Source organism: Haloplanus sp. (assembly GCF_028275055.1).
Lineage (GTDB): Archaea > Halobacteriota > Halobacteria > Halobacteriales > Haloferacaceae > Haloplanus.
Map to the genome: position 1 here is coordinate 1 of NZ_JAQCNJ010000064.1, position 12,713 is coordinate 12,713.

Genomic DNA, 12,713 nt, shown 5'->3' on the forward strand with positions numbered 1-12,713 from the left:
TCGATTTCTTCTGGGACGCCTTTGCCGAACGGGTCGGCTACCACGCGCCCGGTATCCCCGAGGACTGGAAAGAACGGAACTACCACCCCGATCTGGATTCGTGGGGCACCGTGTCGGCAATCAACGCCGGGTTGACCGAACTCGGACAATTCGTCTGTGAGGTGTTGAAAGACGACTACGTCGACTGGGAGACGGAGTACGAAGCGCCCGACGATCTGCCGGACTTCGAGTGACCGGTGTCACCGGCCCGACGTTGATGAAGGCCATCGGATCCGGTGCACCTCTTACCGGGCAAGTCGGGCGCTATCCGGTGACGTTGGTGTCGCCCGAACCGCTGAGGCGACACCCGGCCGGTCGTCGAACCGGAAAATCGTGGCAGAGCAGTGGGAAGGCGGCGTGACGCCGTCGGTGTCGGATGCGTGAATCGAGCGGTGGACACACCGTGTTCGGCGAACTCACATCACAGAGCAGCGATGGAGTCTGAGCGAACCTACGGCGGTCGGTCGACAGTTCGAGTTTCTCGCAGGCGGTAAGTAGGATATCGACCGAAGCGGTGGGCCGTTCGTCCGGGGGTGGCACCGTCCACGGGCACACACGAACCGTGTCACCGGCCCGAAGGGGCCTCCGGAGTCGCGGTGGTTCGTGTCGTAATGATTTGATAATTTTTTAACTTTTTCGTGAACGCACGGTTTTATTCACTCGCTGTGAAACAGTTCGTGTCGCCATGTCACAACTTGGCACAGCAGCAGACACCCACTCGGTTGAGTCTCTCTCCCAGGAGCGAAACGGGTTGTTGCGCCTGGCGTCGAACGTGGGCGCACAGGCCGCGAGGGCGGCTATCGAAGCCGCATCATCGGGGGTCACACAATCGACACAACAGGACGCTCTCACCGGCCAGACGCGACCACAGGCACAGGCAGCCCAGCTGGCACAGGCACAGCTATCGAACCAAGCGCAGGCTCAACAGCAGTTGAGTGCTCCGGGCCAGCAGGGCTACCAGAAACAACAGGCTCAACAGGGCCACGCGGCGTCGCCGTCGTTCAGTCAGCAAGCCACGTCACCGCAACTCACGGCCTTCCAACAGCAGGCTTCACAGGCAGAGGCCCAACAGCAACACTCCCCCGCAGTTGACGTGATTGAGAGCAACGAGGAGGTGCGTATCTTCGCTGACCTGCCCGGTGTGGATAGTGACTCGATCGAGATTCAGGCGTCGGACAGCACCATCAGCCTCTCGGCTGAGCGAATCGAGAGTCAACAGGAGGACCAACTTGCCAGCCCAGTCATGGCCGAACGTGGCAAAGTCATGCAACGACAGGTCCAACTCCCAGCCCAGTGTGACGTGGACGAAGCGTCCGCGACATGGGACAAGGGTGTGGTGACGATTACGCTTCCCAAGGTCGAATCGGAGAGCACGAAGCGTATCGGTGTTCAGTAGCGGGCCGCGTTCCCCGGAGTCTCAGGGCGGGCGGCTCACGCCGGCTTCACGTTTTATTCGCGCACCCGTCCGTTTGGTGTGGTACTGGCCCGGATTCGGCCGGCTCCGGGCGTGTCGGTCGCCTGTACGGCACCGGGATCGGATGTCCCGACAGCGTGGTCGAGCGTCACGCGCCATCGCTTCAGGGTGTGTTCGTGGACACCTTCGGAGCGGGCGTACGATACGGAACGAACGTCGTCTCCGAACGGATCGCAAGATGTGTCAGACGTCTAACGTGGTACCGTGTGTCGGCTCCCATGTAGGCGCTACCCACGCATCAGTTGGAGTACCTCATCGACGACACCCGGTTCGACGGCCACCACGTACTGGCTTCCCGGGGTCAGCGTCGTCTCCGGCTTCAAGATCCGGCTGCCGTCCGCACCCGAGATAACCAATGTTCCCGCTGGAAAGGACACGTCGGCGAGCGTTTTTCCGGCCGCGGGTGCGCCTTCGGCGACGCTGATCTCAAGAATCTCGATATTTCCGGTGACGGCTGCCAGGGTCTGAACCCCTCTCCCGGCGGTCTTGTTGGCTGCGACCCGTGCGCCTGCTTCTCCGGGGTAGACAACGGCGTCCACGAACCGGTCGTACGCCCCATCGGTCTCCCGGTCGACGCGGGCGACCGTCCGGATTCCGTCCGCGAGTTGCGTGGCCAGCAGACAGACCGCGAGGTTCAATCCCGTCAGTTCCGTCAACGCGGCGATGGTATCCGCACCGCCGACGCCGGCTTCTTCGAGAATGTCCGGATCGGACGCGTCGCCCTGGATCACGGTGGCGATCCACGCGTCGGCAATCTCGGCGATGCGGTTCTCGTCTGCTTCGATGATGGTTACGTTCTCGTCTCGGGCGGCGAGCAGTTCGGCCGTTTGAAAGCCGACGCGGCCGCCACCGGCGATGATGATGTCCTGTGTCATCTTATTCCTCCCTCGGCCTGTCTGCGACCGGTTGCTCCGTGGGTGTCTGCCCCTCCTCATCGGTGGTTCCCCGTGCTCGGTATTTGTTGAGTGCAACGTACATCACCGCGCCGGCACCCAACCAGCCGACACTGAGCAGAAGCGCGAGCAGATCCGTCTGGATGAGGAATCCGATCAACACGACGGCGAGTATCGCGTTCAGGACGATGGCCAGTATCGGTGGAATCGGGTAGTACGGGATCTCATAGGGTCGGTTCATGTTCGGTCGCTCCTGGCGGAGTCTGATCACGGCGACGTTGACGATGATAAACGACAACAGAAAGAACAGACTAGACATATTGCCCGCGCTTTGTGTGGGGAGAAAGACCGACCCGAGCATGACGACCGCGCTCAGTAGCACCGCGACGAACGGTGTGCCGAATCGGTAGTGAATCTGCCCGATCGACTGTACCAACTGGCCCTCCCGACCCATCGAGAAGGCAACCCGTGATGAGGCGATCACCACCGCGTTCAACGCGGTGATCGTTGAGAACACGGCCCCGAAGACGATGAGCGCGCCGCCGTTCTGAATGATGGGCACACCCGTCGGCATGAACGAGGTCGCTGCCGCCGCGATACCGGCCTCACCGGCGGCGGCCAGTTCCTCGGCACCCAACGTGCCGATCGCGACCGTCACGACCAACAGATACACCACGACGGTCGCGGCCAGGCTAACGAAGATGGCCTTGGGGATGTTCTCACGGGGGTTTTCGACCTCCTCTGTGACGGTCGTAATGAGGTCGTACCCCTCAAACGCGATAAAGGTCAGACCCATCGCGGGGAGGATACTGAACGCGCCGGTCCCCGCTGGAAACAACGGATCGAAGTTCTGGAAGGTGAAACTGGTTTCGCCGCCGCCGCCGGCGGAAAAGAACCCGAACGCGACGAACACGACGAGAATCGAGACCTTGATTATCGTGAACACCGTCTCGGCGCTTCCGCTCGCGGCGGTTGATGCCGCGTTCAACGCCACGAGTCCGGCGACTGCCACAAACGCGAGGATGAATTTCGCCGGCACACCGATCCCCACCACCGGAAGGATCACCGCGCCGACCTGATCCGGTGGCGCGACCACGCCGTAGACGTGCAGCAGTTCAAGAAAGTTCGGTGCGAATCCAAGCGCGTACAGTGCACCGGCGATCATATACGCGAACCAGAGCATCCAGCCCATGATGAACGAGCCGAAGTCGTCGAAAACCTCGCGCACGAACGCGTAGCCGCCACCGCTTTTCGGGACCGCCGACGCCAATTCCGCGTACGAGAGCCCGGTGAACGCGGTCACAACCCCGTTCAGGAGAAAGACGAGCAACGCGGCTGGGCCGGAGATTTCGGCCGCAAGACCGGTGAGCACGAAGATTCCGGCGCCGATCATCGCGCCCATCCCGATCATCGTCGCATCCAGCAGGCCCAGTTCGGCCTCCGGTTCCCTCTGGTCGTGGCTGCTCACGCTTTCGATGCCCGAGTTGTGTGTATGAGAACAGTCATTCCGCGTACACCGGTATTAACGTCTGTACCCACATCAATCTGCTCCCGGTTGGTCAAGACCCCCCTGCCATCGGACGGGGAACACGTGATCCACTGCCGTGGCCCCGGGATGCACTGACGTTTCGACCGCGCGGACGCGGCGTGTGTCGCATCCACGCAGTGGTGGAGCGGAGGGCACAGAGCCGCCACGAACGTGCGTAACCTACAATTGTATGCGCACCGAAGCGTTGCGAATGAGCGCAGACCTACGAGTCGTGATCATCGGAGGTCAACACGTCGGCTATCACGCCGCGCGACACCTCTCCGAGCGCGGTCACGACGTCGTTATCGTCGAGAAGGACCGCGACCGGGTGGAGTTTCTGAGCGACAAATACGACGCGACCATCATTCAGGGGGATGGCGGTCGCCGGTCGATTCTAAAACAGACCGGTCTCGAGCGGAGTGACGTCGTCGCGGGGCTGACCGGGTACGGCGCGATGACGAACATCGGCATCTGTACCATGGCGACGAACATCGAACCTGACATCGGAACCGTCGCGCGGATCGACCACGGCGATAGAGACGAGTACACCGGGCTCGTGGATCGGGTGGTTTATCCGGAGGAGTTGGCAGCACACGCGGCGACCAACGAGATCATGCACGTCGCAGGCAGCGGCGTCCAAACGATAGAGGAGGTTACAGGAGACCTCACGCTGCTCGAGCTCACGGTGACCGAAGACGCTCCGGTCGCCAACCGTGAACTCCAGGACGTCACCTTCCCACGCGGGGCCGTCGTCGTCGCCGGGCGTGATAGCAATCAACTGCCGGGCGCCGAGATGGTGTTGGAACCCGGGTTCCGATATCTGGTTGCCGTCAGGACGGGTGTCAGCGATGAGGTGGTTCGGCTGTTCAGAGGGTAACGTCGAGCCGTCCGTATCGTCTCGTCGGACGGGGCGTTCTTTTTCTCCACACCTTCGGGACGGCGGCCGCGATAGCCACGCGACCGATAGCTTCAGGCCGCGGTGGGCCGACAACGGTCGTACACCCGATGATCCCTGTGATGTCGGAGACACCGCTACACCACCACGACCCCGTATCGGTCGCGGAGTGTGGTTCGGCACGGCGATGGCACCGGCCACACCGTTCTCACACCCACCACCTGGGAGGCCCGCCCGGGAACGTGTCCCGGGGGCCGGCATGGTCGTGTGAATCCAAGCGGTCGGCGGGCACGATGGTCGACGGCCTGACGACACCCCGTCCGCGGAGGTCAGTATCCCCGGCCGTTCTCGAAACAACGACCACATTTCTCCGCGTCGAGTGTCTCCGTGGCCTGCTTGACGCGGATCATCCGGAGTTGGCCGTGTTCGAGGTGGTACGTCTGTCCACACAACGCTCGGAGCCCCTCGGTCCCTGTCTCGTGTTTGTGGATCGTCATGGTCGTTTCGTTCAGGATACCCCTCACGTCATCTTGCTGGGTGTTGCTCATGATGTGTACGCGGCTTTCGGTCGGTGGCCGCTTTATTTGACGACATTTTCACGCGGAACCGCGTTTTGAGGATCTGAGCGAACCGAGACCGGACGCCAAAGAGGAATGGGGTAGCGAACGAATCCGGGTGGGCGACCGTGCCCCGTTGCCGCCCCGGAGGAGTGTGCCGAACACAGGCCCGGGCAACCACCACCTCACCCGGGTCAACTGGAGAGTTGAGATCGGCGGGGGCCACCGCCGCGGTGGCCCCAGAGACGCCCGGTTAATACAGCCCCCGAGCGCTCGGCCGTGCGTGTTCGTGTGGTTCGGAAACCCCACCTCCGTCGGTTCGGTGTGTGACTCCGCAGGCATCGCGGCCGCGTCGTCCCGGCGTCGGCCGCCCAGAGAGTCTCGGAGATGATAAAACGGTTCACGCGACCCGTAGGCCGGGCCGAACCGGCCGGTTCAGCGGTCGTCGTCGAGGTCGTCGATCCGTTCGGGTTCGAACTCGTCTTCCGGTCTGCCGGCGCTGTCGAGAACGCCGTCGGTGACCGTGATCGGGCAGTCGACCCGGACGGCAAGGGCGATGGCGTCGCTGGGGCGGGCGTCGAAGACGAACGACCGGGACTGGCCCTCCTCGTACCGCTCTACGTCGATCTTGGCGTAAAAGGTGCCGTCGGCGAGGTCGTCGATGCGGATACCGTCGATCGCACCACCGAACTCGGTGAGCATCTCGACGAGGAGGTCGTGTGTCAGCGGTCGCTCGAACGGTTCGCCCGAGAGCCCGAGTTGGATCGCGCGGGCCTGATCGGCCGTGATGACGATAGGCAGATACTCCGTTCTGGCGGCGAGGAGGACCGCGGGAACGTTCGATCCGTCCTCGCCGGTGCCCACCCCGATACCGGTCACCTCGGCGGTGTGTTCCATGGCCGGCCGTTTGAACGGGAAGTATGAATAGCTACGGGCGGGCGGCGGTCAGCGTCGACGCCGTCGGAGAAAGAGAACGACCCCGACCACCGCGAGGGCGAGGAGGCCGCCGAGAAAGAAGAGAACGCCGGGCGGGAGCGAGGTCCCGGTCTCGACGGCGGCCTGTGTGGTCTCGGCATCCATCGTCGAGACGCCGCCACCGTCGTCCCCCGCGTCGGCTCCACCGGTCGCGGCGAGGCCGGGGAGTTCACCGAGGCGCCACTGGACAACGAGGCTCGCGACGCTCAACAACCCGACGGCTCCGAGCAGGCTCTTGAGAGCGTCCTCGAGCCCACTGCTCTCGGCCTCGCCGCCGGCAAACACCACGAGCGGACGGTCCGCGGGGGCATAGACGCTCATCTCCCGGCCCTTCTCGGAGTAGATGGTATCGACCTCCTCGATAAGGTCCGCGTCGTCGAGGTTGCCGAGGTGGTACTGTGCGTTCTGGAGGGTCGTGTCGACGCGGTCGGCCACACCGGAGGGCGTGTCCGGTTCGTCGTGGAGGGTTGCAAGCACCTCGCGGGCGGTGTCGGAGGAGAGCGCCGACAGGAGGTCGTCGGCGTCCTCGTTGTCGAGGCCGACGACACGGGGGTCGGGTTCCTCGGCCGCGGAGGTGTCTGGACGCGAGGGCAGCAAGTCTGCCATATCGTGGCCTACGGTGGGGGAGGGTACAAACCTTCCTTTCTCGACCGTGGCCGATCACGGGGGTGGCTGGGGGGATCGTGAGCCGGTCGTAAAACCACTCAAACCCCTGATTTCTGGCGCCTGAGGCCGTGACAACCAGTCACAGCGAAAAAGTGTAAGTGGGTGGAGTCCCTACACGTAATTGCAATGAGCAAACAGGCAGCCGTCCGACAGCAGGCCGACGAAATCGAGGCATCGGAAGCGCTCCGCATCGACCAAGACAAAAGCGAGCAGATCATCGAGGCGCTCAACACGGATCTCGCCGCGACGTACGTACTCTACCACCAGCTGAAGAAACATCACTGGAACGTCGAAGGCGCGGAGTTCCTCGGGATCCACGAGTATCTCGGTGAGGCGGCCGAGGACGCCGAGGAAGCCGCAGACGAACTCGCGGAGCGCGCACAGGCGCTCGGTGGCGTCCCGATCGCGAGCGGCAGCCGGCTCGAGGAGCACGCCCCCGTCGAACCCGAGGACAGCAACGTGTACGACATCCGGACCTCGCTGCGCAACGACATGGTGATGTACGGTGAGATCATCGAGACGGTGCGTGACCACGTCGAACTGGCCGTGGGTCTCGGCGACCACGCGACCGCCGAACTCCTCCGCCAGCAGTTGCTGACCCTCGAGGAACACGCCCACCACCTCGAACACTACCTCGAGGACGACACGCTGGTCCTCGAATCGGCGACAAACTAACCCACAACTACCTATTCTGCTGCGGACGACCGACGAGCCGGATCCGTTCGAAAGTTGGTCCGGTCACCGTCACGGTGCCGTCCTCAGACACAGCGCGTGAGGTGTGCACGGACGTTTCGCTGACACCGTTCACACGTCGCAACGACCGCCGTCACGCCGTCCAACACGGGGTGATCGACCGGTAGATCCTCGTAAAGATAGTCGACAAGACACCGGTGTTCGAGACCGACACGGCCGTGTTCGCCGGTCGACCCGTTGAGAAGCGTCTGTCGTGTGCGTGCCTGTCGCTCGCACCGCCCGAGACAGTCATCCAGTCGGTCGTGGCGCTCCCGAAGGTCGTCGAAGTCGAGAGCCGTCAGCGGTGTCCCGTCGGCGCGGTCTACCCATTCTCGGATCGTCTCGACCGCCTCACTTGCGTTCTCCAGCGACGACACCTCCCGTTCGAGTGCACTCGCCATCGTCCGCAGTTGAAAACGGCGGTCGGTCGCCGCCGAGACCACCTGTTCTTTGAACGCGGGGGTGAGCGCCGACCCGGTCGTCGGCGCAAGCGCCACCGCGAGTTCCTCGCCGAGTTCGCCCGCCATCGTCTCGAAAACGGACTCGCCGTCGGCGACGCCCGCAACGTCGCGAACCGTTGCGTCGAAGGCGTCACGGACCGCCGCACAGCCGCCCCGGTTGGTCCCCGTCGCGACGGTGGTCCCGGTGGGGGCCGACACCCCGCCCGAAACAACGTCGGTGGTCACGTTCCGGACCCGGTCGACAAACGTATCGTAGGCGGTCAGTTTCGCGTCGACGGTCGCTTGTTCGTCCCGTGCCCGTTCGATGGCCGCCGGGATCCGTGTCTCAACGGTCACGGCGACGACTCACCTCCCGCCGAGGGAAGACCGGTCCGAGAGCGCCCCGGCACGCGTGACCCACGCCTCCGGTCGGGAGCGTCCGGTCGTCGCTCACGGACGACCGGATCCCGCCACGGCGTCTCCGGGTCCCACTCCCGGAGCGTCGCCCGATACACGGCAGTCAGGCGTGCGGCAGTCGCCGCGGCCCGCCGGTCGGGAAAGTGTAGTCCCGCGACCGGGGCCGGTGGCTCCCCGGTTCGGGCACACGTTACGACGAACCACCCCTCGCCGGCCAGCGACTCGATCAGCCGACGGCACTCGCGGAGTCCCGGCGTGTTACCGCCGTGAGTCTCTGGACTGCGATGCTCGACCATAGGGTTTAGGCCTACCTAAAACAATATAAGCGTTTCGTCGGATCCCCTCACTCCACGACGAGCACCCGGAGATCGTTGACGTTCGTCCCCGTGGGACCGGTGGTGATGGCGGCGTCGCGATCGGAGAGGTAGTTGAAGACGTCGCTGTCGGCGAGAGCGCGGCGCGCGGCGTCCGCCGCTGAAACGGTGTCGCCGTCAACGACGGCACCGGCAAAGTCGCTGCTGCCGTCGCGGCCGTCGGTGTCGACACAGCCGAGCGTCGCCGAGGCGGGGAGTTCGACCGCCGCCGCCAGTGCGAACTCGGCGTTTGGACCGCCGATACCGTCGCCGCGGACCGTCGCCGTCGTCTCGCCGCCGGAAAGAACGACCGCGGGCGGGTCGACGGGGTTGCCCGTCGCCGCCATCTCCTCGGCGACGGCGACGTGTGTCAGTGCCGCCTCCCGGGCCTCGCCCCGTACCGACGAGGAGAGAACACAGGCTCCGTAGCCCCGGTTACGGGCAACGGTTCGGGCCGCGTCGATGGCGGTGAAAGCGTCCGCGAGGACGTGGTTCGTGACGCGCTCGAAAACGGGGTCGTCGGGACCGGGCGTCTCCGACAGATCACCCGCGGCACCGCGTTTTAGCCGCTCCAGAACGGCCCCGGGCGGGTCGACGCCGTACCGGGCCAGCACAGAGAGCGCGTCGTCGTACGTCGAGTCGTCCGGCGCGGTGGGGCCGCTGGCGATGACGCTCAGATCGTTTCCAACCACGTCGCTGAACACGAGGCTCGCGACGGTCGCAGGGGCGGCCAGCTGTGCGAGGCCGCCACCTTTGAGCGTCGAGACGTGCTTTCGAACCGCGTTGAGGTCGTCGATCCTCGCGCCGGCGTTCAACAACGCGTCGGTCGTCTCGCGGAGGGCATCGAGAGAGACGTTCCCGGCCGGCGCGGGCAACAACGCGCTCCCGCCGCCGGTGATGACCGCGAGCACCAGTGTCCGGTCGTCGGCGTCGTCGACGAGGCCACGGATCCGATCCGTTCCCGCGACGCCCTCGGGGCTAGGGACCGGATGATGGCCCCGGACGCGGTCGATCCGGTCGCCCTCGCCGGGATCCGGTGTGACGACGACGCCGGCGTCGATCCGGTCGCCGAGAACGTTCTCCAGTGCCGTCGCGACGCCGTCGGCGGCCTTTCCGCCGCCGACGACGAGAACCCGGTCGGTAGCCGAGAGGTCGTAGGTCGCCTCGCCGAGGTGGAGCGTGTCGCCGTCGAGGCGGACCGATGCGGCGATGACGCGACCCGGTCTGGCCGCGTCGATACCCGCGCGAAGACAGGCGAGCGCCGTCTCCCGTGCGGGGGTCGATGCCAGTGCCGCCTCGTTCTCGATGGAAACCATGCTCTGATTCCCTTCGACAAGGGTAAAAAGCGTGCGACAGTACCGCTAGGTAATGAGCGATCCCACGGCGTCGGCCGACCGGGAGGGGCGTGTTCGGGTCGTGGGCACGGCACACGTCTCGGCCGACAGCGCCCGCGAGGTCGAGGCCGTCATCGAGGAGGAGCGCCCGGACGTCGTCGCGGTGGAACTCGACGAAGGGCGGTACCGACAGCTTCAGGGCGAGACACCCGACGACATCGAGCCTGGCGATTTGTTACGGGGCAACACCGTCTTCCAGTTTCTCGCATACTGGATGCTTTCCTACGTCCAAGCCCGCCTCGGCGATCGGTTCGACATCGAGCCCGGCGCGGACATGATGGCAGCCGTCGGGACGGCGGAGACCCTCGGCATCGACGTGGCTTTGGTCGACCGCGACATCCAGATGACGATCCAGCGGTTCTGGGCGCGGCTCGGCCCGGTTGCAAAGGTCCGCCTCATCGGTGGTCTCGCTTTCGGTATCACAGACGCGCGTGGGGTCGGGTTGGTCGCCGGCGTCGCCGCCGGGCTGATCGCCGGGCCGGTCATCGGGTTGTTTGGCCCGGAACTCGGGCTCACGCTGTCCGTTCTCTCCCGGGTCACCGGCGGCGTCATAGTTGCCCTCGGCGTCGGGGTCGTCGGTCGCACCGTCGCCGACGCGGTTCTCGACCCCGACGAGGCGCTCGTCGCGGCCGTTGGCGTCGGCGTCGCCGCCGGCCTCGTGGGCGGGATCGGTCTCGGTCTCGGGGGAGGTATCGTCGACTCGCTTGGCACCTTCGTTGCCCGTGCCGTCGGGAGCCTCGCCGTCGGCATCGCCGGCGGCGCGACCGTCGGGCTGGTCGGTGGGACGGCCGCCCACCTGTTCGGCTACGGCGGAACCGACGAGGAGGGTCTGGAGGAACTCGACCTGTCCGATCTCACGGATGCCGACGTGGTGAGCGTCATGATGGAGGAGTTCCGCGCGTTCAGCCCCGGGGGGGCTCGTGCGCTCATCGACGAGCGCGACGCGTACATCGCCCACGAACTCGTCGCGTTGCGGAAGACCGGCCGGGACGTGGTGGCAGTCGTGGGCGCGGGCCACCGCGAGGGGATCGAAGCCTACCTCGCGGCCCCGGAGACGCTCCCGCCCCGCGAGTCGCTCGTCGGCACCGACTCCGGGGGTGGGATCCCGTGGCTGAAGGCCGTCGGGGTTCTCGTCTCGGTCGGCTTCGTCGCCTTCTTCGTCCTGCTTGCGATGGCCGGTGTCCGTGACGGCTTTCTCCTGCGGCTGTTCGCCGCGTGGTTCGTCATCAACGGCGTTTTTGCGGCCGGTCTCGCCAAACTCGCCGGCGCGCGCTGGTCCGCGACGGCCGTCGGCGGCCTCGTCGCGTGGATGACCTCGATCAACCCGCTGCTCGCGCCGGGGTGGTTCACCGGCTACGTCGAACTCCGGCACACGCCGGTCAACGTCGCCGACATCGGACAACTCAACGACCTCCTGAGCGACGAGGAGAAGCCGATCCGTCGACTCGTCTCGGAACTGTTCGACGTTCCCCTCTTCCGACTCATCATGATCGTCGCGATGACCAACGTCGGGAGTATGATCGCCAGTGTACTCTTTGCGGTGTACGTTCTCCCTCTCTTTGCGACGGAGATCGGCGGCGTTGAGGGCGTCGGCCGGCTGATGCTCGAGGGCGCGCGAAACAGCGCCGAACTCGTCTGGAGGACCATCGCGTGAACCTCCGGTTCAGCACGCGCGAACTCCGGGATCTGGCCGTCGCGTGGATCGTTCTCGGGGCCGCCTTCGCCATCTTCTTTGCCGGTGGCGGGAACCGGGCGATCGACAGCCTCGTCTCCGATGGCGTTCTCGTCCCCCTCGTCGTCAGCCTCGTCACCGCCGGCTTCGCCTTTCTGTTGCACGAACTCGCTCACAAGGTGACCGCGGTCCGGTTCGGCCAGGTCGCGGAGTTCCGCGCCGACTACGGCATGCTGTTTTTGGCTCTCGTGAGCGCGCTGGTTGGGTTTCTCTTTGCCGCCCCGGGTGCGGTCCACCACCGCGGCCGCCTCACGCCCCGGGAACACGGACTGATCGCGTTGGCCGGCCCCATCACCAACGGTCTTCTCGCGGTCGTTTTCGCGCCCGTCTACGTCGTCGGACTGGCCATCGGATCGCCACTCCTCTCGCTCGTGGGCGGTCGGGGCGTCGCGATCAACCTTTTTTTGGCGGCGTTTAATCTCATCCCGTTCGGCGCGCTGGACGGCCGGACCGTTCTCGACTGGAGCAAGCCCGTGTTTCTCATCACGTTCGTCCCCGCCCTCCTCCTCACCATCGCCGTGGTGTTCGTGCTCGGAATCGGGTTCTGAGCGGCCAACGGGGCGAGAGCGGAGAACGCGGGCGGAGTTCCGAAGCCTTTTGCTGACTGACCGGTCAGTT

The 12,713-nt window shown here is 65.3% G+C and carries 13 protein-coding genes and 1 pseudogene; 6 read left to right on the plus strand and 8 right to left on the minus strand.

The annotated features are described in order from the left end of the window. Positions 1-233 (plus strand): annotated as a pseudogene (locus Q0925_RS08640) (hypothetical protein); the annotation flags it as partial. 491 nt (positions 234-724) lie between these two features. Next, positions 725-1,435 (plus strand): Hsp20/alpha crystallin family protein, encoded by a 711-nt coding sequence (locus tag Q0925_RS08645; protein ID WP_299334230.1) that lies wholly within the window; start codon positions 725-727, stop codon positions 1,433-1,435. A gap of 305 nt (positions 1,436-1,740) precedes the next feature. On the opposite strand, the gene Q0925_RS08650 is transcribed toward Q0925_RS08645, so the two are convergent. Beyond that, positions 1,741-2,388 (minus strand): potassium channel family protein, encoded by a 648-nt coding sequence (locus tag Q0925_RS08650; RefSeq protein WP_299334232.1) that lies wholly within the window; start codon positions 2,386-2,388, stop codon positions 1,741-1,743. Position 2,389: 1 nt separating this feature from the next. Further along, positions 2,390-3,817 carry an APC family permease gene (locus tag Q0925_RS08655; RefSeq protein ID WP_414652103.1) on the minus strand — a complete coding sequence of 476 codons (1,428 nt, stop codon included), beginning with the start codon at positions 3,815-3,817 and terminating at the stop codon, positions 2,390-2,392. A 328-nt stretch (positions 3,818-4,145) separates the two neighbouring features. Between Q0925_RS08655 and Q0925_RS08660 the strand changes: the two genes are divergently transcribed. Continuing rightward, positions 4,146-4,811, plus strand: a complete 666-nt coding sequence (locus Q0925_RS08660) for a potassium channel family protein (protein ID WP_299334236.1) — start codon at positions 4,146-4,148, stop codon at positions 4,809-4,811. Between the two features lie 347 nt (positions 4,812-5,158). Here the strand turns inward: Q0925_RS08660 and Q0925_RS08665 are convergent, their stop codons facing one another. The 3 genes from Q0925_RS08665 to Q0925_RS08675 form a co-directional block, all read right to left on the minus strand. Continuing rightward, positions 5,159-5,377: a hypothetical protein gene (locus Q0925_RS08665; protein ID WP_299334238.1), complete on the minus strand. Its 219-nt coding sequence runs from the start codon at positions 5,375-5,377 to the stop codon at positions 5,159-5,161. 444 nt (positions 5,378-5,821) lie between these two features. Beyond that, positions 5,822-6,283, minus strand: coding sequence for a bifunctional nuclease family protein (locus Q0925_RS08670; protein WP_299334240.1), 462 nt, complete (start codon positions 6,281-6,283; stop codon positions 5,822-5,824). A 48-nt stretch (positions 6,284-6,331) separates the two neighbouring features. Further along, positions 6,332-6,967, minus strand: a complete 636-nt coding sequence (locus Q0925_RS08675; RefSeq protein ID WP_299334243.1) for an ArsR/SmtB family transcription factor — start codon at positions 6,965-6,967, stop codon at positions 6,332-6,334. A gap of 186 nt (positions 6,968-7,153) precedes the next feature. Between Q0925_RS08675 and dpsA the strand changes: the two genes are divergently transcribed. Then, on the plus strand, positions 7,154-7,702 hold the full coding sequence (gene dpsA, locus Q0925_RS08680) for a DNA starvation/stationary phase protection protein DpsA (RefSeq protein ID WP_299334247.1): 549 nt from the start codon (positions 7,154-7,156) through the stop codon (positions 7,700-7,702). Positions 7,703-7,785: 83 nt separating this feature from the next. On the opposite strand, the gene Q0925_RS08685 is transcribed toward dpsA, so the two are convergent. From Q0925_RS08685 to Q0925_RS08695, 3 genes are read right to left on the minus strand one after another with little or no spacing between them, the layout of a single operon-like run. Next, a complete protein-coding gene (locus tag Q0925_RS08685; RefSeq protein ID WP_299334250.1) occupies positions 7,786-8,556 on the minus strand; it encodes a DUF7260 family protein in 771 nt (256 codons plus the stop codon). Beyond that, positions 8,553-8,912 (minus strand): DUF7552 domain-containing protein, encoded by a 360-nt coding sequence (locus Q0925_RS08690; protein WP_299334253.1) that lies wholly within the window; start codon positions 8,910-8,912, stop codon positions 8,553-8,555. Before Q0925_RS08690 ends, Q0925_RS08685 begins: the two co-directional genes overlap by 4 nt. A gap of 47 nt (positions 8,913-8,959) precedes the next feature. Continuing rightward, positions 8,960-10,276, minus strand: a complete 1,317-nt coding sequence (locus Q0925_RS08695; RefSeq protein ID WP_414652104.1) for a glycerate kinase type-2 family protein — start codon at positions 10,274-10,276, stop codon at positions 8,960-8,962. 61 nt (positions 10,277-10,337) lie between these two features. Here Q0925_RS08695 and Q0925_RS08700 point away from each other — a divergent pair, with 61 nt between their 5' ends. Further along, on the plus strand, positions 10,338-12,017 hold the full coding sequence (locus tag Q0925_RS08700; RefSeq protein ID WP_299334259.1) for a TraB/GumN family protein: 1,680 nt from the start codon (positions 10,338-10,340) through the stop codon (positions 12,015-12,017). Beyond that, positions 12,014-12,643, plus strand: a complete 630-nt coding sequence (locus tag Q0925_RS08705) for a metalloprotease (RefSeq protein ID WP_299334262.1) — start codon at positions 12,014-12,016, stop codon at positions 12,641-12,643. The genes Q0925_RS08700 and Q0925_RS08705 overlap by 4 nt, the downstream gene beginning before the upstream one ends. Positions 12,644-12,713: the final 70 nt, after the last annotated feature.

Bases quoted from the DNA above. Each gene is read 5' to 3' on its own strand.
- Q0925_RS08645 (WP_299334230.1), top strand. From the start codon at position 725: ATGTCACAACTTGGCACAGCAGCAGACACCCACTCGGTTGAGTCTCTC.
- Q0925_RS08660 (WP_299334236.1), top strand. From the start codon at position 4,146: ATGAGCGCAGACCTACGAGTCGTGATCATCGGAGGTCAACACGTCGGC.
- Q0925_RS08700 (WP_299334259.1), top strand. From the start codon at position 10,338: ATGAGCGATCCCACGGCGTCGGCCGACCGGGAGGGGCGTGTTCGGGTC.
- Q0925_RS08655 (WP_414652103.1), bottom strand. From the start codon at position 3,817: ATGATCGGGATGGGCGCGATGATCGGCGCCGGAATCTTCGTGCTCACC.
- Q0925_RS08675 (WP_299334243.1), bottom strand. From the start codon at position 6,967: ATGGCAGACTTGCTGCCCTCGCGTCCAGACACCTCCGCGGCCGAGGAA.
- Q0925_RS08670 (WP_299334240.1), bottom strand. From the start codon at position 6,283: ATGGAACACACCGCCGAGGTGACCGGTATCGGGGTGGGCACCGGCGAG.
- dpsA (WP_299334247.1), top strand. From the start codon at position 7,154: ATGAGCAAACAGGCAGCCGTCCGACAGCAGGCCGACGAAATCGAGGCA.
- Q0925_RS08690 (WP_299334253.1), bottom strand. From the start codon at position 8,912: ATGGTCGAGCATCGCAGTCCAGAGACTCACGGCGGTAACACGCCGGGA.
- Q0925_RS08650 (WP_299334232.1), bottom strand. From the start codon at position 2,388: ATGACACAGGACATCATCATCGCCGGTGGCGGCCGCGTCGGCTTTCAA.
- Q0925_RS08665 (WP_299334238.1), bottom strand. From the start codon at position 5,377: ATGAGCAACACCCAGCAAGATGACGTGAGGGGTATCCTGAACGAAACG.